Source organism: Deltaproteobacteria bacterium, assembly GCA_009692615.1.
In the GTDB taxonomy this organism is placed as follows: Bacteria; Desulfobacterota; Binatia; order UBA9968; family UBA9968; genus DP-20.
Window position 1 is genome coordinate 14,504 of sequence record SHYW01000025.1, and the last position, 22,820, is coordinate 37,323.

22 protein-coding genes are annotated in these 22,820 nt (G+C 56.4%); 5 read left to right on the forward strand and 17 right to left on the reverse strand.

Annotation, left to right across the window (positions count from 1 at the left end; translation table 11 throughout):
- Nucleotides 1-92: 92 nt before the first annotated feature.
- Nucleotides 93-1,076: an ABC transporter substrate-binding protein gene (locus EXR70_08195; protein MSP38454.1), complete on the forward strand. Its 984-nt coding sequence runs from the start codon at nucleotides 93-95 to the stop codon at nucleotides 1,074-1,076.
- A gap of 127 nt (nucleotides 1,077-1,203) precedes the next feature.
- Here EXR70_08195 and EXR70_08200 read toward each other — a convergent pair whose 3' ends face one another.
- From EXR70_08200 to EXR70_08225, 6 genes are all read right to left on the reverse strand, one after another.
- Nucleotides 1,204-2,730: a peptide ABC transporter substrate-binding protein gene (locus EXR70_08200; protein ID MSP38455.1), complete on the reverse strand. Its 1,527-nt coding sequence runs from the start codon at nucleotides 2,728-2,730 to the stop codon at nucleotides 1,204-1,206.
- A gap of 13 nt (nucleotides 2,731-2,743) precedes the next feature.
- Entirely contained in the window at nucleotides 2,744-4,264 is a 1,521-nt protein-coding gene (locus tag EXR70_08205; GenBank protein ID MSP38456.1) for a peptide ABC transporter substrate-binding protein, read from the reverse strand.
- 112 nt (nucleotides 4,265-4,376) lie between these two features.
- Nucleotides 4,377-5,363, reverse strand: coding sequence for an ABC transporter substrate-binding protein (locus tag EXR70_08210; GenBank protein MSP38457.1), 987 nt, complete (start codon nucleotides 5,361-5,363; stop codon nucleotides 4,377-4,379).
- 38 nt (nucleotides 5,364-5,401) lie between these two features.
- A complete protein-coding gene (locus EXR70_08215; protein ID MSP38458.1) occupies nucleotides 5,402-6,859 on the reverse strand; it encodes a biotin carboxyl carrier protein in 1,458 nt (485 codons plus the stop codon).
- Between the two features lie 438 nt (nucleotides 6,860-7,297).
- Nucleotides 7,298-8,269, reverse strand: a complete 972-nt coding sequence (locus tag EXR70_08220; protein ID MSP38459.1) for an ABC transporter substrate-binding protein — start codon at nucleotides 8,267-8,269, stop codon at nucleotides 7,298-7,300.
- 14 nt (nucleotides 8,270-8,283) lie between these two features.
- Nucleotides 8,284-9,372 carry a hypothetical protein gene (locus EXR70_08225; protein ID MSP38460.1) on the reverse strand — a complete coding sequence of 363 codons (1,089 nt, stop codon included), beginning with the start codon at nucleotides 9,370-9,372 and terminating at the stop codon, nucleotides 8,284-8,286.
- Between the two features lie 315 nt (nucleotides 9,373-9,687).
- Here EXR70_08225 and EXR70_08230 point away from each other — a divergent pair, with 315 nt between their 5' ends.
- A complete protein-coding gene (locus EXR70_08230) occupies nucleotides 9,688-10,101 on the forward strand; it encodes an SDR family NAD(P)-dependent oxidoreductase (GenBank protein MSP38461.1) in 414 nt (137 codons plus the stop codon).
- On the forward strand, nucleotides 10,071-10,436 hold the full coding sequence (locus EXR70_08235; protein MSP38462.1) for an SDR family oxidoreductase: 366 nt from the start codon (nucleotides 10,071-10,073) through the stop codon (nucleotides 10,434-10,436). Before EXR70_08230 ends, EXR70_08235 begins: the two co-directional genes overlap by 31 nt.
- Nucleotides 10,437-10,898: 462 nt before the next feature.
- Here the strand turns inward: EXR70_08235 and EXR70_08240 are convergent, their stop codons facing one another.
- Complete coding sequence (locus EXR70_08240) at nucleotides 10,899-11,144, reverse strand: hypothetical protein (protein ID MSP38463.1); 246 nt, start codon at nucleotides 11,142-11,144, stop codon at nucleotides 10,899-10,901.
- 326 nt (nucleotides 11,145-11,470) lie between these two features.
- Here EXR70_08240 and EXR70_08245 point away from each other — a divergent pair, with 326 nt between their 5' ends.
- Complete coding sequence (locus EXR70_08245; GenBank protein ID MSP38464.1) at nucleotides 11,471-12,475, forward strand: hypothetical protein; 1,005 nt, start codon at nucleotides 11,471-11,473, stop codon at nucleotides 12,473-12,475.
- A gap of 182 nt (nucleotides 12,476-12,657) precedes the next feature.
- Nucleotides 12,658-13,779, forward strand: coding sequence for an amidohydrolase (locus EXR70_08250; GenBank protein ID MSP38465.1), 1,122 nt, complete (start codon nucleotides 12,658-12,660; stop codon nucleotides 13,777-13,779).
- 64 nt (nucleotides 13,780-13,843) lie between these two features.
- Here EXR70_08250 and EXR70_08255 read toward each other — a convergent pair whose 3' ends face one another.
- The 10 genes from EXR70_08255 to EXR70_08300 form a co-directional block, all read right to left on the reverse strand.
- Entirely contained in the window at nucleotides 13,844-14,251 is a 408-nt protein-coding gene (locus EXR70_08255) for a GxxExxY protein (protein ID MSP38466.1), read from the reverse strand.
- Nucleotides 14,252-14,292: 41 nt separating this feature from the next.
- Nucleotides 14,293-15,054 carry an exodeoxyribonuclease III gene (gene xth / locus EXR70_08260; protein MSP38467.1) on the reverse strand — a complete coding sequence of 254 codons (762 nt, stop codon included), beginning with the start codon at nucleotides 15,052-15,054 and terminating at the stop codon, nucleotides 14,293-14,295.
- Between the two features lie 36 nt (nucleotides 15,055-15,090).
- Nucleotides 15,091-15,288: a hypothetical protein gene (locus EXR70_08265; GenBank protein ID MSP38468.1), complete on the reverse strand. Its 198-nt coding sequence runs from the start codon at nucleotides 15,286-15,288 to the stop codon at nucleotides 15,091-15,093.
- Nucleotides 15,251-15,517 carry a hypothetical protein gene (locus tag EXR70_08270; protein MSP38469.1) on the reverse strand — a complete coding sequence of 89 codons (267 nt, stop codon included), beginning with the start codon at nucleotides 15,515-15,517 and terminating at the stop codon, nucleotides 15,251-15,253. Before EXR70_08270 ends, EXR70_08265 begins: the two co-directional genes overlap by 38 nt.
- Nucleotide 15,518: 1 nt before the next feature.
- A complete protein-coding gene (locus EXR70_08275; GenBank protein MSP38470.1) occupies nucleotides 15,519-16,595 on the reverse strand; it encodes a hypothetical protein in 1,077 nt (358 codons plus the stop codon).
- 130 nt (nucleotides 16,596-16,725) lie between these two features.
- On the reverse strand, nucleotides 16,726-17,913 hold the full coding sequence (locus EXR70_08280; GenBank protein ID MSP38471.1) for a hypothetical protein: 1,188 nt from the start codon (nucleotides 17,911-17,913) through the stop codon (nucleotides 16,726-16,728).
- Nucleotides 17,914-18,247: 334 nt separating this feature from the next.
- Nucleotides 18,248-19,486: an MFS transporter gene (locus EXR70_08285; protein ID MSP38472.1), complete on the reverse strand. Its 1,239-nt coding sequence runs from the start codon at nucleotides 19,484-19,486 to the stop codon at nucleotides 18,248-18,250.
- 79 nt (nucleotides 19,487-19,565) lie between these two features.
- Entirely contained in the window at nucleotides 19,566-20,801 is a 1,236-nt protein-coding gene (locus tag EXR70_08290; GenBank protein MSP38473.1) for an MFS transporter, read from the reverse strand.
- 88 nt (nucleotides 20,802-20,889) lie between these two features.
- A complete protein-coding gene (locus EXR70_08295) occupies nucleotides 20,890-21,876 on the reverse strand; it encodes a hypothetical protein (protein MSP38474.1) in 987 nt (328 codons plus the stop codon).
- A 10-nt stretch (nucleotides 21,877-21,886) separates the two neighbouring features.
- Nucleotides 21,887-22,768: an ABC transporter substrate-binding protein gene (locus tag EXR70_08300; GenBank protein ID MSP38475.1), complete on the reverse strand. Its 882-nt coding sequence runs from the start codon at nucleotides 22,766-22,768 to the stop codon at nucleotides 21,887-21,889.
- Between the last annotated feature and the right edge of the window lie 52 nt (nucleotides 22,769-22,820).

Sequence of the window (22,820 nt, forward strand, 5' to 3'; positions counted from 1 at the left end):
GCGGAACAGACTCATTCCTACGCAAAGTCGCCCGATCAGTCAATCGCCGATCCGGTTTGACAGGTTGGTTCAGCACCAAGTATCTTCCGCCCATGGTCGCTAAACTGCTCATAGCCCTGGCGCTTTGGCCGCTGCTCTCAACATCTAGCGCCTCGGGCCAAACCAAGCTCAAGATGAACATCATCTACCCCGCCATCAGCGGCGTCATGGCCGGCCTATGGGTGGCCGCCGAAGCTAACTATTTCGACAAATACGGCCTCGACGTGAAGTTAGTCTATATCCCCACCGCGCTCCAAGCGACGCGGGTGATACTGAGCGGCGAGTCGCCCATCGGCCTGACCGGCGGTACGCCGGTGGTCAAAGCCACGCTGGGCGGCGCCGAGTTGGTGTTCGTCGGCGGCGTCGCCAACGTGCCGGCATTTTACATCATGGCCGCGCCGGAAATAAAAACCGTCGCCGACCTGAAAGGCAAGACTCTCGGCGTCACTCGTTTTGGCTCGTCCACCGATTTCGCGCTGCGCTATTTACTGCAAAAGCATGGCCTCAACCCCGACAAGGACGTCAATATTTTACAGATGGGCGGCATGCCCGAGCTCGCCGCGGCGCTGTCAAAAAAATTGATCGTCGCGGCGCCCCTGTCCGCGCCGACCCATGTGCGCGCCCGCGGCGCCGGCGCGCAGCCGCTGCTCGATCTCGCCAAGGCCGGCATCTACTTTCCCCAATCCGCCTACGCCACGCGGCGCAGCTATTTGAAAGCGAATCGTGAAGTCGTGAGCAATTTTTTCAAAGCCTATTCAGAAGGGTTACAGCGCTTGATCACCGACAAGCAGCTCGGCAAGAAAATCATTCAGAAGTACACCCGCGACGAGAGCGACGAGCTGATCGAAGCCGCCTGGCAATACGCCTTCGACTACATCGCCCGCCCGCCCTATATCCCGCGCGAAGGAATCCTAGAAATCCTCAAACAAAGCCCCGTCGCCGAAGCCAGGAAGGCCAACCCCGATCACTTCATCGATAATAGCGTGGTCAAAGAGCTCGACGACGCCGGCTTCTTTCGGCAGATCGGCATGAAATAAGAATTGGAGTACTGGAGTGGTGGAGTTTTGGAGTACTGGGGCCGCCCCGTCGATCCAAAAGCACCGAACGCGATCCGCAATGCTCGATTCTCAATCCTCGGCCCAACACTCCATTACTCCATTCCCCTCACCGCACCTTCATATTCCAACCGAAGATGCGCTCACTCGGCAGCGGCCGGTATTCGACGTTCTTCGCCATGCCGAAGAGCAACTGGTGGCGCCAGAGAAAATGCGCCGGCGCTTCTTCCGTAATGAGGCTCATCGCTTCGGCCAAAGCCTTCTTGCGCTTGACGGGATCGAAGGTTTGCCGTTCTTGCTTGAGCAGCTCATCGACTTTGGGATTGGAGTAACCGATGCGCGGCGAGCCGCCGGTTTCAAAATATTGCGCCAAGGCGGCGCTGGGATCGACCACGCCGCCCCGGCCCATGTAGTAGAACGGCACTTTCCCTACTTGCACATTTGCCCACAGAGTCGCCCACTCCGGAGTGGCGAGCTTGGCGCGAAATCCCCCGGCGTTGAGCATGGGAATCATCGCTTCGCTCAGCTGCTTATCCAGCGTGTAGCGCCCCACCGGAGTTTGCAATTCGACGTCGACGCCGTTTGGATAGCCGGCTTGCTTTAACAGTTCCTTGGCCTTTTCCGGATTGTAACTGTACTTCGGTTGCAGGCTGGCATCGTAGCCGTACTGCCCTTCGCCGATGGGCCCATCGAGGCGCGACGCTTCGCTGCGCAGAATCGTCTTGATGATCGTATCGCGGTCGATGGCGTAGGCCACCGCTTGGCGCACCAGTTTGTTATCCCAGGGTTTGATCTTCGGCATCATCGCTAAAAACATCAGTTCCGCGCTGTGAAACTTGACGATCTTGTGATTGGCGCTGCGCTCGACGCGCTCGCGCAGATGCGGCGGCACGAACTGGGCGATTTGGATCTCGTTATTCAATAGGGCCGTCACCCGTTGCTCCGGTTCGCGCATGATGCGAAAGACGATTTCATCGGGCGCCTGCGGATACTGCTTCCACATCGGATGGGACTTATCTTTGCCGATCACCAAGCGCTGTCCGGGAATCAGTTCGCGGAACTTGTACGGCCCGGCACCGAAGGGATACTGCTTGTCGGCGATCTCCGGTCCATGCTTATCGTAAAGATCTTTGCTGGTGACGATAATCCGGTCGAAGAGATAATCGAGCAGCGGCGCGGTGGGAATTTTCGTCGTGACCTGAACGGTGTAGTCGTTGAGCGCCTTCTCGCTCGCCACCGCCGAAATGTTTTGCACCTGCTTGCTCTGCGGGTCATTGCGCGTGCGGCCCATGGAGTGGACGATGTCGTGCGCCGTGACCGGCGTGCCGTTGTGAAACTTGAGCCCTTTGCGCACGTGGAACAGCCAGTTGTTGGGATCCTTGACCTCCCAGCGCTCCAGCACCAAGCCGACATGCTGACCCTTGTCGAAATCGTAGGTGCCGAGACAGCCCAGCACCTGGCACCACACGCTGTACATCAGCGACACGCTGTCGGCGTAGGGATTGAACGTATCCATGGTTTCCGTGACGCCGATGGATATGCGCGTCTCAGCCGCGCCGCTTGTGTTCGCCGACAACCCAAGCGCAACCGAAAACCCAAGCGCAATCACCAACAACCTAAGACTCCCCTGCTTCATAGATTCTCCTTTGTTACTTAATCTTGATGTTCCAGCCAAAAATCCGCTCGCTGGGGAGCGGCGCGTAATCGATGTTCTTGGTCATGCCGAAATAAAGCTGATGGCGCCACAGAAACGTCGCCGGCGCCTCTTCGTTAATCAAGCTCATCGCTTGGCCGAGGACTTTCTTACGCTTCTCGGGATCGAAAGTCTGGCGCTCCTGCGATAACAGCTCGTCTAGTTTCGGATTCGAATAGCCGATGCGCGGCGAGCCGCCGGTTTCGAAGTATTGCGACAGATAGGCGCTTGGATCGACAACGCTGCCGCGGCCCATGTAGTAGAACGGCACCTTGCCCACTTGGACGTTGGCCCAAAGCGTCGCCCACTCGGGCGTTACCAGCTTGGTCCGAATACCGACGGCCGTAAGCATCGGCACCATCGCTTCGTTGAGTTGCTTGTCGAAGGTGTAACGATTCACTGGCGTAAAAAGTTCGACATCGAGGCCGTTGGAAAAGCCAGCTTGCTTCACTAGCTCTCGGGCTTTTTCCGGATTGTAAATATGGCGCGGCTGAAGGTTGGGATCGTAGCCATACATGCCGCTGGCGACCGGGCCCTCCAGACGGTCGGCTTCGCCGCGCAGGATTGTTTTCACGATCATTTCACGGTCGATGGCGTGCGCCACCGCTTGGCGCAAGAGCTTGTTGTCCCAGGGCTTAAACTTCGGCATCATCGCCAGAAACATCACCTCGGCGCTGTTGAATTTGACGATCTTATGTTTGACGCTGCGCTCAACCCGCTCGCGCATATGAGAGGGCACGAACATGGCGATCTGAATTTCGTTATTGAGTAGCGCCGTCACTCGCTGCTCCGCCTCGCGCATGATGCGAAAGACGATTTCATCGGGCGCTTGCTTGTGCTGCTTCCACATCGGATGGCGCGGATCTTTGCCGATCACCAGCCGTTGGCCGGGAATCAATTCTCGGAACTTATACGGCCCGGCGCCGATGGGATACTGGCGGTCGGCCACATCCGGACCATACTTGTCGTAGACCGCTTTGCTGGTGATGATGATCCGGTCGAAGAGATAATCGAGCAGCGGCGCGGTGGCCTCCTTGGTGACCACTTTGACGGTGTAGGTGTCGACCACACTCTCGCTCGCCACCGGGGCGATCAATTGGCGCTGTTTACTGTACGGATCGTCGCGCGTGCGCCGCAGCGAGTGGACGACGTCTTCGGCAGTGACCGGCGAGCCGTCGTGGAAGCGATTCTCTTTCTTTAGATAAAAATACCACGTCTTCGGGTCTTTGGTCTCCCAGCGTTCGACGAGCAGGCCAACGTGTTTCCACTGCTCGAAATCATAAGTGCCCAGGCAGCCCAGAACCTGGCACCACACACTGTACATCAGCGACACGCTCTCCCCATAAGGATTGAACGTCTCCATGGTTTCGGTGACGCCCACGGAGACGCGGGTCTCAGCGGCCGTCGTCTTGGCAACCCCGGCTAACGCCAAAATCACGGCGCACACGGAAATAAATCTATTCGTATAAAATTTCATAGACCCTCCGTCCAACCTGGTTACGATTCTATCCTGACAAACTCTAATTTTTCTCCTCCGCGGTTCTCCCCACTGTCAATGTGAATCGCCACGCCATTCATCGACCGGCGACTTATTTATACAACTGCCGGTAAAATCCCTGTGCCTCGAGTTCTTTGACAAAGCGGTCGTCGTAGAAACTTTCCGGCTTGGCGTCCTTCGCTTTTGGATTGCGTGGCGCCGCCTGATTCAAGATTTCGACGACACCTTCGCGCGTGTTGTAAGGAATCTTTTCAACATAGTCCACCGCGTACTGGTACACGGCGTCGACCACCTTGGCATCCGTCGTCCTGGTAAAACGGCGAATCGCTTTCTTAGCGAGCTCCGGTTCGTTGAAAAGTTTCGCCACACCTTCAGAGTAGCTTTTCATGAACCGGCGCAGTAAATCTTCATTGGCATTGATGTACGAACGCCGCGCCATCCACGCGTCGTGGGGAAAGTAAATTCCCGCTTTGCCCATGTTCATCAACTCCCGCGCGCCGGCCTCCTGGGCTTTTAAATTGATCGGACTGGAAAACGCGGCTGCGACAATCGCCTTGGTTTTGAGCATAGTGGCCGCCGCAAACAAATCGCCCGCTTGAATCATGGTCACGTCGCGCTCCGGGTTGAGGCCGGCTTTGCGCAAGAGATAGCGCATGGTGAAATCGCTGGAAGAGCCGAAGCGAGTCACGCCGACGGCTTTCCCACGCATATCTTCCACCGATTTAATCTCCGGCAGCGCCATGATGTAAAACGCCGGCACCTTGGCCAATGCGCCGATCATCACGATGTCGGAGCCCGCCAAGTTCGCGTCCACCGCCGCGTTGCCCGCCGCGCCCGCCAGCGGCAGATCGCCGCCGAGCATCGCCTGAACCATCTTGGAACCGGAGGTGATCAAGATCAGATGGGGCTGGATGTTGTACTTTTCAAAGATGCCGGCCTCCTCGGCAATCCACAGCCCCGCCTTGATCCCGGTAATCGCCGTATAGCCGATCGCCAGATTATCTTTCGTTGCGGCCGTCGCCGTCACACTGCCACTCACGACAATCGCCAGTAAAGTTAAAAACATCCTTCTAACCATGTAAAACTCCTCTTTACGAAAAACCCGTGCTCGGCCGGTCAATTTCTATTTTGCAGGCTAAGTGAAAAGTCGCCTTTGCAAATCGAGACAAAGCTGAGTCGCTTTCGCCGGCCGATCTCCTCGACTAGCCGAATCAACGGCAGGCGCGCATCGAGATATTCTTTTCTCGGCGGCGCGGTTTTCAAAGCATCGACAAACTCCGGCCCGGCATAGTAGCGCAAAAGCAGTTCTTCGTCGGACAAGTGCGCGCCGCCGTACTGCCGGCGCACTTCGTCCAGCGTCGGCTCGGCGTGCTCCATGTTGGCGATCTCGCGCGCACGGGTTCGGTCGAGAATTTTCGCTTTGACGGCCGGGTCCATGTTGTCGCTGCCTTCCCTGCCCCACATCCCCAGCGCGTATTGAATCACTTGATCGGTCACTTCTTTGTATCTCTCACCGACCATCACGTTAATCGCCGCCTGACTACCGACAAATTGCGACAGCGGGGTAACCATGATCGGATAGCCGAGCTCGGCGCGCACCACGGCGGTCTCTTCGAGCACTTCATCGAGCTTATCGCCTTTGCCCATCAATTTTAACTGGTGTTGCAAGTTGGAGATCATGCCGCCGGGCACCTGATGGCGGTACCAGGACTGTTCGTACGCACGCGGCGCGCCCACCGGCAAGCCCGTGCGCTTGGCGACGAAATGGAAATGCTCGCTCACCGGCCCCAGCGCTGCGAGGTTCACCAGCGGCTGGTAACCCAAGGCCGTCAGATTGCTGGCGACGTTGAACACCGAGGGCTGCGACGATCCGTTGGCGAGCGGCGGAATCGCCGTGTGCACGATACGGATGCCTCCCTTGACCGCTTCGAGGAGGTTGAACGGCGCCAGCCCATTGTTGCAGTGGGCATGAAACTCCAATGGAACATCGCCGATGTTTTGCTTGATCAACCACACCAAGTCGCGGGTGCGCTCCGGCGTCAGCATGCCGCCGACATCCTTGAAACAAATCCGATAGGGTTTGATCGCCGCCGCGTCCTTGGCCTTTTGAGCGTAATAGGCGTCGGTGTGGCGAGGTGAGATCGAATAGATCAGGTTCACGACCGATTCCATGCCGAACTTGCGCAGCTCATCCGCCTCGTGACCAACCTCGGTAAAATCGTTCCAATAGCTCGACGTACGGGTTAAATGGACGCCATATTTGACGATGGTCTTAATGACCAGTCGCCGAATGCAATCCGGAATGAACTCAAAACCGCTATGCAGTCCGCCATGGTAGCGCAGCCGGGTTTTCTTGATTTCTTTGGTCCCCAAACGCAACCAATCCCAAGGATCCTCCTTGTGCTCGCGGACAAACTTTTTAAATCTCTGATGCAAGAAGAATTCGATCGAGTCAAAACCAGCCTCATCGAGATGGCGCAAGGCCGGAAGCATCATGCCAGTGGTCATGCCATAGGCCCACAGACTGATGTCGCCGTCACGCAGGGTAGTGTCGACGATTCGAATTTCATCCATGAATTTCAGGCTCCCAAAGCGACAATAGCGCAGGAGCAGCGACAGTCAACCGTGAATCGCTGGTCTGTCGTCGGCTTGTCGGTGAAGATGGACTCAAAAAACCGCGCTCGGGTTCGTCAGTCCGATGCAACGCGCAGGTCGGATGCCGGTGGTGCCAACAAAACGATTTTCGCACCAACTTTTTATTTTTGCCTGTCGGCGCGCCCCTTTTGCTAGACAGAAAAAAAATGAAAATGACAAACATCGCCACGATCGGCACGACTGCCGCCGCGCGAGACCGGCCTGTTGAGTCTGACGTTCCCGACTAAAAACCGTCAGCCGGTTCGCGAGGAAATGTCCGCCTACCATTTGACGATTTTGTTGGAATTGTTCGAGGTTGAGATCACCGAGTCACCGAGGTGCCGGCTCGACTTTGGCGGTCGCCGCAGAGTTTTGGGGTCATTTAGCTGTTCTTTCGAGCTTGTCGACATAACCTGAACTGACGATTTCTCGAAGCAGCGAATTATCGTAAAAATCCTCGGGTTTGATCGTTGCCGTCTTATCGGCGGGAGACGCATTCTTGACGGCGGTCGCTTCGGTGAACGGCACCAGCGGGGTGTTCTTTACATAATAATCAATCGACTTGGACAATAGATCTACGTCGTTTAGTTTCATGTATTTTTGCATCACCTGCAGCGCAAGCTTCTTGTTGGTCTTAAACAGATGCAGCCCTTCGATGTACGCCATTAAAAATTTACTCACCGTGCCGCGTTGCTCGGCGACGTAGGATCGGCGGGCCACGATTATCGATCCTGGGAAACTAAAATTAAGTTCGCCGAAATCCAGTAGGACTTTCAATCCCAGAGTTTCGGCTTTGAAAAGCGACGGCGGTGAAACCACCATGGCAGATGCCGCGCCCGACACCAGGGCGGCAATCCTGACCGCATCTGCGCCGCTTCGCAGGAAGGTTACTCCGTTCGGGTCCACTCCCAACTTATCCAAGGCCAGGCGGATAGCAAATTCTTCAAGCCCGCCGAATCCGGAGAGGGTGACTCGTTTGCCCTTAAGGTCGTTGGGCGAGCGGATATCCTTTGCGACGACGAAACCGTAGGGCAAGAAATTATAGGCCGATGCGATGATCGTGAGATCGGCGCCTTTGAGCACAGCATTGATTAGCGCCGGCCCTGCGGCATTGACAAAATTAACTTCCCCGGCAATCAAGGCCTGGAGATTGAGCGCGCCGCCGCTGACCATGATTATCTCGCCGCGGAGTCCCTGTTTTTTTAACAACCCGGCGTCATGAGTCAGCCAAAAGGGCGTCATAAAGCCCGGCGTGCCCGTGTAACTCAATCGCACGGACTGGGCGGATGCCGATTGCGGATTGACGGCGGCTAAAAATAGTAACAGTACGATTGTCTTCAACACCGGCATAGCTACCTTTCCTCTCACAAAGCGTACAGAGCCTTGGGGTTGTGGCAGAGAATTTTTTCCTTCACCGCGGGAGCGATCCCTTCGAGCCGGTTAAACTCCGTGATCGCATCGATCTCGCTGGCCGAATCGGTGTGGCCGTAGTCGGTGCCAAGGACCAGGCGGTGCTCGCCCGCATAGTTGAGAATATGGGGAATGTTGTCATTGGTCTGGCAGGTGACATAGACGTTGTATTCACCAAACACGTCTTTAGAAAACTGTCTCCCGGTCGAACGATAGCGAATCTCCACCTCGCGATAGATCCAGGGTATCCACTCGGCTGAAGCTTCTATAAAGCCCCAGTGCAATTTCGGGATGAGCTGCGTCACCTCACTCATAAAATGGCTAAAACATGCGGCCACAGTGGGCACCCGGAACATAGCCACCGGGCTAGCCGGAGTAGAACGGTAAAGATCGCAGTAATCGCGATTGCCATTGGCGATATGCACGGCGATAGCCATGTCGAGCTGATCCGCGGTTTCGTAAAGCGGGTAGAAATAAGGGGCCGTGAGGTGACGTCGCCCCTCTTCCAGCGGTCTGAGACAGACCGCGACGGCGCCGTTTTGCTTTGCCACTTTGACCTGCGCGATCGCCTCGTCGATCACCATCGTCGGAACGACACAGGACCAGCGCAATCTTCCTTGACTTTGCCGCCAGATGTCGCCGAGCCAGCGGTTCCAGCTCCGGCATAGCGCAGCCTGGACGTCGGGATGCTGCGACACCTGCTCGATCCACATGGTGTTGTGCAACACCTGAATGTCGATGCCCAGCTCGTCCATGTGCTTAAGTCGCAATCCGACATCGTGCAACTCGCGAGCGCCCTGTGGAGTTTCGACATTACGGCCGATTCTTTCCGACATGGTCTGGAGCTCGCGCTCACTGAGCGTCAGGAACCGAACGCCGGCGATTTTTCCGTCGACGACCCAGTACTGCCGCGGGTTATTCGGGCTAGAAAAAAGCTGCGGGCGATATTTCTCTTCGGCGGGCTCCAGGTAATCCCATGTGCGCTCGGTTTCGAGCACATGGGCGTCGGCATCGATGACCGGCAAACCATTTAGGTTGGACATGGCTCCCCTCCCTGTGACCAATGCTTAAATTCGCAACTGAAAGTTACCGGTTCAGCTTGATAGCTTCGGGCAAGACATACGCTGGAATCTCAATGGCAGTCAAGGCAAAGTCACCATGCCTGTTGACGGCCTCAGTGGTTTTCTTTAGATTCGCTCGACAAATGGAGTGGACTCTTGGTGTTGACGGAGCGTGGGTCATTATTGTTGCCCCCTTTCATCGACACGCTTCGGAGCCAAATCGTCAACTGGCACCTGCAATTTCGCCGAGATAGTTTCACGCTTCGCTTGGAATGGAACCTATAGCTGGAGGTTTGCATGCTCGAACTGAAAGACAAAGTTGCGATCGTCACCGGCGGTGGCGGAGGGATTGGCGGCGCCATTACGCTGCGCTTCGCGCGCGAAGGGGCGAAAATCGTTATCGCTGAGATCGACGCCAAGGCCGCCCAGAGCCGGATCGAGGAAATCACCGCCAACGGCGGTGAGGCGGTTTTCGACTTCACCGATGTTACGAATAAAGCTTCGGTGCAACAGATGGTGCGCGAGACTGCGAGTCGATGGGGGAGAATCGATATCCTGGTGAACGTTGCTGGCGGCTCGCGAATCAAAGAGGTCATCGACATAGAGGATGCTGAGTGGGACCAGGTCGTTAACCTTAACTTGAAGTCGGTTTTTTATGTTCCCAAGCGGTCCTGCCGACGATGCTCGCGCAAAAACATGGAAAAATCGTGAGCATCTCCTCGATTTATGGCTTCACCGGCAACGCTACTCGCGCGAGCTATGCCGCTGCCAAAGCCGGCGTCGCGGTGTCTACGAAGTCGCTGGCGCTGGAGGTCGTGCGCGACGGCATCAACGTCAACGCTATCGCGCCGGGCCGCGTCGCCACGGACCGTCTCCGGGGTCATTACAGAGATGCCGAGTGGGCTGAGAAAGCCGCGGCAATACCTCTGAAACGATGGGCGACGCCCGACGAGATCGCCCCGACGGCGTTATTTCTCGTGAAGGACGAAAACCGATATATTACCGGCCAGACGATTCACGTAAACGGCGCGTGGCTCAACTGGTAAGGAAAAAATCAAAATGTCCGTGCAGCGCACAAAATTCACTCACGGATGCGGTCCCAGCCATTCGTGTCGACCTATCGCAATGTCGATTCGTTGAAGAAGTATTCATCGTTTCACTCGGAATGACAATTCGATTATGACTCTGACGGCGCCGCCAGGAATGTCGACGAAGTCACGGCGGCGAAGGGTGATATCTGGACAGCCTATTTCAAAAACTAAATTCTTGTCGCGTTCCGTCGCCGTCCTGGCAATCTCGCCCGTGCTAAACTTCCTGCTGTCGAATTACCAGCCAGCTCTCGCTCAAGATTTTTGCCAAGACAAAACCATTTGCCAGGCCGGTGTAGGCGCTGCCCGTACAGATAAATCCAAAACTGAATCAATCGCTTGCAGATTGGTGGGAATTTAACCGACAATTTGGCTCGCGATCACTTTCGGTCCGCCGCCACAAACTAGATCGGCCAACCGTCACACAGGAGTTGGCGGCGGGGTCAACTCGCCGACGGCGCTGGGATCGTCGAGCCATTTTTTGCAGACATCGAGGCCATGATCTTCCGCTTCCTGCTTGGTCGCGAAACTCAACTCGGCAAAATCGAATCTCTTGATCTCCGTCACCTGATCGATGGGATCGAAGACCAAGCCCCGGCAATGCCATTCATTATCGCGCCCAGGAATGCCGATGCCGTAAATGGGATGGTTTTTGTATTGATGCAAGTAACCGCCTTTCAAACTTTCGCGACCGGCTTCGCCTTGTAGGCGCTACGCCGCGCCAATTTAAGAATCACCACTATTATTAAAATCATTCCCAACGCCGGAGCAATCGCAGCCATGAGAAACCTCCTGTTCAATGTACAGTATTCACACTAGTCGAAGATTGTAGGCAGGCTTCATAGCTATATCTGTTCAATATTAGACAAGTTAGCGAGATCGTTAGAAGCCGATCTCAAATTGACGCCAGCGCTTTTGACCTGGACGCACCATTTATGCAATTCTACCCCAGCATGAAAACGATATGGCAGAGATCGCTTCGGTCGCTAACTTTGAGCCTAGCTCTCCTGTCGCTCACTGTCTGCTGGGCGGCGGCTCAAGATTTCTACAAAGACAAAACCATGCGCTTCATCGTCGGCCAAGCCGCCGGCGGCGGCTACGATACTTATGGGCGCACCCTGGCGCGTTACATAGGCAAATATATTCCCGGTAACCCAACAACGTTGGTCGACAATATGACTGGAGCCGGCAGCCTGGTGCTGGCGAATTATCTCTACAACAACGCCAAGCCCGACGGCCTGACGGTCGGCATTTGGAACAGCGCGCTGGTTTTCAACCAGGTCATGGGCGACCGCAACGTCAAGTTTGACGCGCGCAAGTTCGGCTGGTTGGGCGCGCCGAGCAAGAGCGTGCCGGTCTGTTTGATCATGGGTTTCGCTGGACCCAAGACGATGGATGAAATCGTCAAGTCAGGAAAAACCTTGCGCATGGGCGGCACCGGTCCGGGCTCGCACAGCATCGACATGCCGCTGTTGTTGAACAAGATGGTCGGCAGCAAATTTGCCGTGGTGTCGGGCTACCAAGGCACGGCACAAATCAAGATCGCCTTGCAGCGCCGCGAGGTCGACGGCCACTGCACCAACTGGGACTCAGTCTTGGCAACGCAAAAGGATCTGCTCGACGGCAAAGGCGATGAGCGTTTGATCCCGTTTATCCTTCACGCCCGGGTGCCCGAAACCGAAGCCAAAGGCGTAACGCTCATTGCCGAAGCGATCAAAGACGAAAACCATTTGCGCGCCTATCGCGCGTACATGGCGCAGATGGAATACTCGCGGCCGTTGACAATCGCGCCCAACACCCCAAAGGAGCGCTTGGCGATCCTCCGCCAAGCCTTCAAGGCGACCCTGGCCGATGGAGATTTTCTTACGCAAGCCAATAAGCTAAAACTCGACATCAATTATGTCTCCGGCGAAGAAAGCGAAAAGTGGGTCGCCGAAGTGCTGTCGCTGCCGCCCAAGATGAAAGAAGAGCTGAAATATTTATCGCCGGTGCAATGATGAACGTCCCGAGCTTAGGAGAAAGAAACCTCTCACCACGAAGCACACGAAGTTCTAGCGGCAAGGCGAGCCTTGCCCTCCTTACGAACCCTTCGCGTCCTTCGTGGGGAACAAATCCGTTTCAAGCAACGCACGATTCACACAAGAACCTGAATCAGCATCCGAACTAAGGAGAAATCAGAATGGCAAAGAACGGCTTCAAAGCGATGGACTCCGACATGCACGTGTTCGAACCGGCGGATTTATGGCAACGCTACATCGACAAGAAATATATCGACCGCGCGCCCAAAGGATTGAACCGCGCCTTCCGCGACCTCGGCGTCGAAGTCGAAGGCAAAGTGATGCCGATCCCGCGCCAACCGGAAAACCCCGCGCTGGCGAAATACCGCCAGGATTTTTTCCAGGAGAAATACGGCGAGGCCGGCAAACGCAACTTCGACGGCGTATCGCAGCTCCAAGCGATGGATAACGAAGGCCTCGATGTCGCGTTTCTATTTCCGACTCGCGCGCTCACCGTGCTCGGCATCGACGGCCTCGATCCCGACTTCGCCACCGCCATCGCGCGCGCTTACAACGACTGGCTGCACGACTTCGCCCAGGCCGATCCCAAGCGCATGTTCGGCATCACCATGGTCGCGCCCCACGACATCAGCGGATCGATTGAAGAGATCCGCCGCACCGTAAAAGACTACGGCTTCCGCGGCATCTTTCTCCGGCCCAACCACGTCAACAATAAAAAATGGAGCGATCCCTACTACGATCCGTTGTGGGCCGAGTGCGAGAAGTTGAATCTACCGGTGGGCTTCCACGAAGCCGGCCGGGTTTATCTACCGCAGCCGGCGTTCTTTCACATCTGCTCGACCTTCTCGATGTTCAACACCTTCGGCTTTCCCTTCGCCAACATGCTCGCCTGCGGCGATATGATCTTTGGCGGCGTGATGGAACGTTTTCCAAAAATAAAAGTCGCCTTTCTGGAAGGCAACTGCTCCTGGGTGCCGTGGCTGCTCTGGCGCATGGGCGAATACGCCGAAACCACCGGCGTGGCGGAATATCCCGAGCTAACGATGACGCCGCTGGAATACTTCCAACGCAACTGCTACGGCGCCGTCGAATGCGACGAAATCACCGCCAAACACATTCCCGAGTACGGCCTCGAAGACAACATGGTCTTCTCCACCGACTACCCCCACCTGGACGTCAAATATCCCCACGCCATCGACACGTTCTTAAAGCAACCCTTCACCGAACAAATGAAACGCAAATGGTTGTGGGACAACTGCGCCAAGATGTATAATTTCGGATAGGATGTGAATGGCCGCAAAGAACGCAAAGTACACAAAATAATATTCGCTAAGGCCTCGGCGTGAGTCACTTTAAGGAGCGTTGACGATTCAGATACTGCGACCAGACAAACTTACGAATTTCAAACCTGGACGAACCGAAGTTCAACAATAATCCATGTTCGAGTTTGGCCGAACGAAGATAACCAAGGATTTGAGCTTCATGTTCCAGAGCGAGCGCTCTGCCAGCCTTGATCTCGACAATCAGCACGCTTTCCACCAGCAGGTCAGCGTAATATTCGCCGAGTAGAGTTCCATCCTCATCGTAGACGTTTAAGGGATGTTGCGGTTCGACGACAATGTTGGCCTTGCGCAAACGATGCACCAGCGCAGCTTCGTAAACTCTTTCCAGATGTCCCGGCCCCAGATACACATGAATATCATAGGCAATTTGCCGCACTCGATCGCACAAGTGCTTGACCTCATCCTCCGTCATTTTTGTGACCTTTGCGTTCTTTGCGGCCAACCTTCCGAATCCTAAATCTCCGCGATCACCGGGGCGTGATCGGAAGGCCTCTCCTTGGCGCGGAAGTCGCGGTCGACGGTGCAGCTCTTACAGCCTTTGGCGAGTTCCGGCGATAGCAGGATGTGGTCGATGCGCCCGCCGAGGTTTCGTTTGAAACCGTTCATGCGGTAATCCCACCAACTGTAAGACTTCTCCGGCTGTTCAAACATGCGAAAGCTATCAGTCAAGCCCAGGGCGATCATGTCCTTGAACGCGGCTTTCTCCGGTTCGCTGAATAGCACTTTGCCGGTCCAAAACTTGGGATCGTAGACGTCGCGATCTTCCGGCGCGATGTTGTAGTCGCCCAGCAATGCTAATTTTGGATACTTGGCCATTTCCTGTTTCAACCAGACGATCAGGCGCATGAGCCAATCGAGCTTGTACTTGTACTTGTCCGATTCGACGCTCTCACCGTTGGGAATGTAAACACAAATCACCCGCACGCCGTTGACCGTCGCGGCGATCACCCGGCGCTGGGGATCGTCGAAGTCGGGAATCCCCATGCTTGTGTCCATCGCGGCCATGGGCGACAGAATCGCCACGCCGTTGTAAGTTTTCTGTCCGGAAAACACCGCTTGATAACCGGCCGCGTTGATTTCCGCTATCGGAAACTTTGGATCATCGAGTTTAAGCTCCTGCAAGCACAACGCATCGGGCTTATGCGCGGCAAGGAATTCCAATACATGGGGCAGTCTAACGTTGAGCGAGTTTACGTTCCAAGTCGCCAGTTTCATAAGTGCCTTTCTTGGTTAGGAGAGCGTTCGGTGAAATTACTTCTTGACCACCAACGACTCCAGCCAGGGCTCGAACTCGTTGATTTTTTTCTTGTGCTCTTCCAAGCCGGTGAATAGATATTGCCGCTTGGGATCGAGCAAGAATTCCGGTTCGACGATGCCCTCTTTGGGTATGTCGATGCGCAGCGAATTTTCCTTAGTGTACGCGGACTTTCGGATATGCTTTTGGAACAATTTCGCCGTAGAGCATCTCCTGATCCCGCCCGCGCGGACCGTAGACGACCAGCTGGCCTTCTTTCTCAACCGCTTTAACAGTGGAATCCCAATCGACTTTCCAGTTAGCAGGAGCTTGGGCGGCAAAGCTCGACGCAGCGGCGCAGAAAAACACTAACAGCGGCAATCGAGCCGTGCGTCTGCTCGACGCTTTGAGCAACCTTCGCATCAAGACGATAAATTGCGCCACGTTATTTTTTACCCGCCTGCGCCAAGGCATCCTCCACCACTTTAAGCACCGGCTTCATCGCCAGCCATTGATCGGTGTCCAAATATTTTACTCCGTCAATGCGCCGGCTCTTGGGATCGACGTCGTCTTTGTTGATATCGATGCGCAACGAATCCGGCGAGCCTTCGTCCGCCTTGCCCAAGGCTTTCTGAAAGTTTAGCTGGCCGTCGCGCGACAAAAACCAATTGATAAACAGCTTCGCCGCATTGGGATGGGGCGCTTGATTGACGTAGGTGAGCGTCGCCTGCCCAGCGCTCAAACCCGCGCCTTCTTTCATGCGGCCGAAGGTATTGACCGGCAGACCTAGCGCGTTTGCTTTGTCGATATCCTCGCACCAAAAACAGATCGGAAATTTTCCCGTCGCCAACCAATCCAAACCCTGACGCCGGTCGCGAAACAAAGTGATGTCCATTTCGGCGAACAGTTTGCGCACGAACTCCGGTCCCATCTCGGGATGATAATAAAATAGCCGAATCGCGCTGCCGCCGGTGCCCGGCAAGCGAATGTCGCGCACGAGGAGTTTCCCCTTCCACTTGGCCTGGAGAAAATCCCAGAACGAGGAGAACTCTTTGGGCCGAATCGCTTGAGTATTGTAGGAAATCTGGCCGTGCTGCGCCGAAGCGACATAGCGGAACAAAAATTTCTTCTCCGGGTCGCTGTAGAAATGTTTGCCCTGCCACCATTTGGACTCGTCGACAACTTCGGGGAGCAGCAGCACTGGCTTGATCGGCTCCAAATATTTCGCCTCCATGAAATCATAGCTGCGCAGCACGCCGACCATGAAAACATCGGCGAGATTCTTGCCGGCGCGCCGCTCCAGATCGTTCTCCACGCCGCTGACAATCGTCAGCTTGACGCCAGGAAAAGCTTTTTCAAAAGCGCCCGAACTGAGCACCGGAACGTAGGTGCTGTGCACGTAGACCGTGACTTGCCCCTCCGCCTTTGCTCCCTGAACAATCTTCTCCCACTCTTGCTGCCAAGCCGGACGCGCTTCACCAGCATGAGTTTGAGGAATGCCAATAATGATGGCTATGAGCATCCAGGCAAAAAAGCGTAAAGTGAAAACATCCCCCTTTGAAAAAGGGGGACAGAGGGGGATTTTCTTCGGCGCGCGCAGAGAAATCCCCCCTCGCCCTCCTTTTTCAAAGGGGGGAATAAGAGCAAACACGTCAGCTGACATAGACAATATTCGGCACATAATCGCGCAGCTCCTCTGCCTTCACCAATCTTTCGATCACATCGACGTGCACCAGACGATTTTGCGCCGGATCCAGAATCAAGTTGGCGGGTTCTTCACCGAGCAGAGATTGTTCGACGACATTTTTCCAAAGCTTGCGCACCAAGATCACGCCGCGATCGGAGAAGCCGAGATGTTCAAGTGAGCGATCCACCAGCGCGCCTTGGCCAACTTGGGCGGCGTTGTCTTGGCCGTTGATACTCGCCATGTCCCACTGCCGGCGCGTGCCGCGCATGAGCAGCTGCGGTTTGGGCCGCGCCTGTTTTTCCTGATTGCCGCGTTTGCCTTGGGCGTGGGGAAAAAATCGCAAAGTGATCGAACGCGTGTTGTAGTCGTCGATGGGCATGCGCCAGGAGACATCGACCATCTCGGCCAAGGGATCGCCGGGCAACGTGCCGCCATGATGCACCACCATGATCGGCGGCACGTAGGCCACTTCGCGATGCCACTCGGTGCCGGCCTCTGGCCCTTTGCGGCGCGCCACGTAATACGCCATGGTCTCGCTCATGGTCACGTCGAATTCCGGCGTCTCCATCCACTCCGGCGCCGCGGGAAAACCATCAACCGCTCGGCCGTGGAGAATCGTCGCGTGCACTGGATCGAGGCAATTTTCCAACTGCTGCATGTAATTGCACTCGCGTATGTAACTGGAAAACTGCCGCTCGCCGTCGTCGCGCAAGAGAAAATGATAGTTAGGCAATTCCGGCGCAACGCCTTGCCCCATGTAAGCCCAGATCATGCCGCCGAGTTCGCGCACGGGATAAGCTATTAAGCGAATCTTGTCTTTGAAATTACTCTCCGGCGGTTCCCCCGGCTGTTCCAAACAGCGGCCTTGCACATCGAACACCCAGCCATGATAGCAGCAGCGAATCCCTCCGGCTTCGATCCAACCGTAGTCGAGCGATGTGCCGCGATGCGGGCAGTTGGGCTGGGTCAATCCAACCTGGCCAAATTCATCGCGGAACAAAAGCAAATCTTCGCCGAGCCAACGAACCAACTTGGGCGCGGTCGCATCGATCTCGCTGGACAAACCGACAGGCAGCCAATATTTTCGCAGCGTCTCCCCCGCCGGCGTGCCGGCGCCGACGCGAGTGATCAGTTGGTTTTCAGATGGATCCATTGCAGTGACCTCTTACCGTTCGCATAACTGGTTTATCACGACCTGTCAAAACACCTAAAGAGCGATTAACCACGAAGGCACGAAGTTGTAGGGGCAAGGCGTGCCTTGCCCTTGCGCTCAAACCTCTCGCGCCCTTTGTGCCTTGGTGATGAGTTAGAGTTTTTCAAGAGTACGTAGGATATGGTTAGTCCGCGAACCGCATCGAGCGACCACCTCTTACCGGCGATGCGGTTCCCTTCGGTCACCACATCCGACAAATCCTCATTGCGAAAGTCAGAGATTCTTAGGGGCGAAAGATTTATCGCCCCTGTCCCGATCGACATCAACCGCGACGTTATCGATCGAGAGTTTCTTTGCTCACCACGAGTAGCAATGTCGCCGACAAAAGCAGCAGCGGCGCATAAACTAAAAACGGCACGCCGGGATTGAAGGTGTTGGCTAGATAGCCGCCGATCAACGGGGCCATTCCGCTGCCAAGCTCCGCCACCGTCCGCCGGAGCGCTTGCAAGCGGCCGCGCACATGAGGCGGCGCGACATCGTAAGTCGAAGTCGCCAGCGAACCGAGTGACAATCCCTGGGCGACACCGGAGATTCCGATCAACAACGCCAGTTGGATAAAGCTGCTGGTCAGCGGGATCAGAACAAAGGTCAGCGCCGGAATCGCCGTGCTCGGCACCGTACACCATTTGCGGCCGACCCGGTCCATCAAGTATCCGGCGGGAATCATCATGGCGAAAATCACCACGCCGGATATCGTGAACAGCATGCCGACCTGGCTCGGCGAAAGGTGCATGTAGCGCACGGCGTAGAGCGGCAACATGCTCTGCACGATCATGCGCTGGGACTGATTGACCATGGTGGCGAAGACAATGGAGCTATAGGTCGATCGTAGGTCCGGACGAATCTCCCGATAGAGCGTCGCGAGCCCGCCGATTCTCTCTCTGAGTCCAACCAAGCCCCAACCTTTCGCGACGCCAACTGCCGACGACAAACCATGCGCTTCGCCCGGAGAATTTGCCACGAGCATTCCCAAGAAAACTGACATCACACTGAAGACCGCGTAACCGATAAACGCTGCTTTGTAGTTAAACAACTCGGTCAACCAGCCGCCGAGAAATGGGCAGAACGCCGCGCCGACGGTGTGCGTGCCGTGCAGGCTGCTGACGATTCGGCCGCGCTGATTGCTCGGCGCTTGATCGATGGCGGCGATCTCACGCGCCACCGCGCCAAGCGTATCGGTGGCACCCAAAACAAAACCGATCGCCAGCAGCAACAAAAACCACGGCGCAAACACCGCGCCCAAAGACGCCGCCGCCGCAACCGCTGCGGCACCGACCAAACCAAACCGCGTCCCCTTGCGATCGAGCAGTACGCCGCCGATCACCGTCCCCACCATCTTGCCGAAAGCGAACGCCGTGATCACCTGCGCCGCGCCGCCGGCGGAAACGCCGAACTCCCGCGCCAGCCCGGGAATGGTCGGAATAATCATCGCCCAAGCGCCGGACAGGAAGGTGCTGACGTAAAGAGCGCCGAGACTGAGCGCCTTGGGGTTATTGCGACTTAAATCAACCATTCGATATTTTCGTGTTCGTGCTCGTGAACGTGATCGTGAGAATTCGGAAACGAACACGAGCCACGATCACGAACACGATTCACCGTTCCAACGTTTCCCGTCCCGCCAGCGCCAAATAAGCCGCGGCGAAAATCAGCACCGGGACGTAAACTAAAAACGGCACGCCGGGATTGAAGGTGTGAGCGAGAAAGCCGCCGACCGCGGGCGCCAGGGCGCCGCCCATCTCGGCGATCATGCGCCGCGCCGCTTGTAAGCGGCCGCGAGCGTGGGCTGGCACGACGTCGAAGGTCGACACCGACATGGAGCCCAACGACAAACCGTTGCACATTCCGGTGATCGAGAGAATGATCGCCAGTTGAATAAAGCTGTTGGTGAACGGCAGCAGCAGAAAAGCCAGCGCCGGCAAGCCGGTGCTCGGCACCGTCGCCCATTTGCGGCCGACGCGATCCATGATGATCCCCGACGGGATAATCATGGCGAATACGAAGACGCCGGAAATAGAAAATAGCAGGCCGATTTCCGACGGCGAAAAATGAAGCGCCGTGCCGGCGTAAAGCGGCAACATGCTTTGCATCGTGATGCGATAGGAGTGGCTCGCCCAAGTCGCCACCACCAGGGCGATATAGGTCGAACGAAATTGCGGCTCGATTTGCGAAAATAAATCGCGCAAGCCGCGCCACTGTTCACGCGCTGCCGCGAGATTCCAGCCAGTGGCGAGGCGCGGCTTGGCGGCAGGCGCCGGACTCGCTTTGACATTGGGCGCGCCCAAGCCGAGCACAACCGACACGGCGGCGAACAATGCGTAGGCCAGAAACGCGGCGCGAAAATCGAAGCGCTCGGTCAACACCCCGCCGAGCCAGGGACAAAGCGCGGTGCCGGCATTGTGCGTGCCGTGCAACGTCGACAGCACGCGGCCGCGCTGATCGAGGCGCGCCAAGTCGACGCCGGCGACTTCACGTCCCAGCGCCCAGATGCTGTCACCGAGCCCCATGACAAAACAGAGCGCGAGAATTCCTACCAACCACGGCGAAAGGGCGGCCAGGAACGCCGCGCCGCTGACGATCACCGCGCCCCAAACAACCACCGCGCGCACCCCCACGCGGTCCAAGAGCACACCGCTGATCGGCGTGCCGACGAAACGGCCCAAGGCAATTGCCGTGACGATCTGTGCCGCGGCGGCGGCGGAAATACCGAAGTGCTGGGCGAGAACCGGTATCGTCGGTATCACCATTGTCCAACCGCCCGAGAGCAAACTGCCGCCGTAAAGCGCGCCAAGCCCACCCAGGCTGGTATCGGATTTAAGGAAACTGGCCATTGGACAATTAGATCAAACAGCGCGGCAAAACTTTTTCGTCATGCCGGCGCAGGCCGGCATCCAGGGCGATTCCAAGCGATAAGCAATATTACTTCGACGCCGCGCCGTAACTCGCGTTTAGCTCGCGTAAAAACTTTTCCGTCGTCACCGGCGTCGCGTCTTTCGGTAATCGCTTAAGATCTTCGATCAACTTGGCCAAACTCGGCGCCCGCTCAGCCAACCCGGCGATGTCATCGAAATAACGATAGTAAGCCAGATCGTGGCTGAGCTTGGCTTCCAACACCGTGCCGCTATGCTGACCGCGCGTCTGCCGTTCGAACTGACGTTGATAGCTGGAAAAATTTGGCAGCAGAGCAAGAATTTTTTCTTTAGCCGAATCGGCTTTTTCCGCAGCAAAGATTTTCTCGGCTTGAGCGACCAGAGCCTGCAATTCGCGCGAGACTTTGCGCTCCTCCGCCACCGAGGTAACGGCGTTGGCAAGATTATTCTCGTTCCCCGCCTGGCGAAAATATTCCAGCGCCGCGAGGGACCCGAGCGGCGTGACGATCGCCTCTTCAATTTCCCAAGGCAGAGCGAAATTCACGTCGCCGTGCAGATCTTCATGCAAAATCACTTTGACGCGCCGGACAATCGGCTCCTCCGCGAAACCGACTGTCGCCACCGAACGCGGATCGGCGAACTCGCTGCCCTGGCGATGATAAACGCTGTAACCGTCGACGCGATAGACTTGCTCCAGCTTGGGCACTTCATTTTCACTAGTGAGACCGATGGCGAGACGAATATCGACCGGCCGGTTCAAGGCCAGCGTGCCGTCGCGCTGCATCCACAGCCAGAGCATCGACAACGTCGGCCCGGCCTGCGCCGTGCGCCGTAACGCCTCGGTGGGCTGTATGCCGAGGCTCTGACCGAATAATTTAACTGCGTCGATTAAACTCGCGGTTTGGCGTAGTAGTGCCGCATCGTCGGAACGGGCCAGGTTGGCGCAAGATGAAAGCATGCTGGTAAAAACAAACGCACCGGCGAGCCGAATCAAAGCTGTGACATCGACTTGCCGGTGTGTAGGGTCGGCGAACATTAGCAAACGATTAGGTCGCGAACAACGAAGCGATCGGCGCCGTGCGTGGGATCTGGCCGACGTCGACCAGCAGCTGCATCTCCGCTTGGGCCAGCTGCTGTTCCTTTGCAGTGAAAGTAAACTCGATGCGCGGATAGCGCGCCGAGGCGAGCAGCGCTTCGCGATCGCCTTCGTAGCGCGACAAAAATACATCGGCGACTTCTTCCAGATGGGCTTCACTATAAGCGAACGACGCGCGGAACGCTTGGAGCAAAGTATTCTTGACGCCGGGGTGATCGCGCAGTAAATCTTCCCGCGCCGCCACCATATGCTTGATCATCTCGTCGAAGCCGGTGAGCTTTTGCCAAGCTTCGCCGTCGGTGTAAAGACAACGCACGCCCGGCGCGACCTCGCCGCGAAAGAAAAACTGATCGAGCAGCACCACCGCATCGGCCTTGCCGGCCTGCAAGACACCGAGCAATTTTTCCTGCGGATGGCCTTCCCAGCGCAGTTTCGAATCGTCGACGCCGTAGGCTTTGCGCAGCAAGTACTGATGAATCGCGTGCAATCCCTGATGAGTGGCGATCAGCCGTCCTTCAAGATCCTTCGCCGTCTTCACCGGCCCGTCGTCGCGTACGAAGACGCCGTTGCCTTTCAGGGTGGATTTCCATTCGGTGGCAAGACCAAGAATCGGCGCGCCTTGTAACTTACGGCGCAGAAAGTTCGGCAAATATAAGTTCGCCGCCTGCACGTCGCCATTGATCAAAGCGTCTTCCTGCTCCTTGCTCGGCGGATCGGGCAGCTCGATGACATTCATATCGATGCCGTCCGCCTTCACCTTACCGACGGCCAACGCGTAGTAAGTGCGAAACATGCAGAAACGATTGCGATAGTGCGCAAATGTTAGATTCATAACATTGAGCTTTGAGAGAAAAGAGAAAAGCTAGAGATTCGAAACATACTCA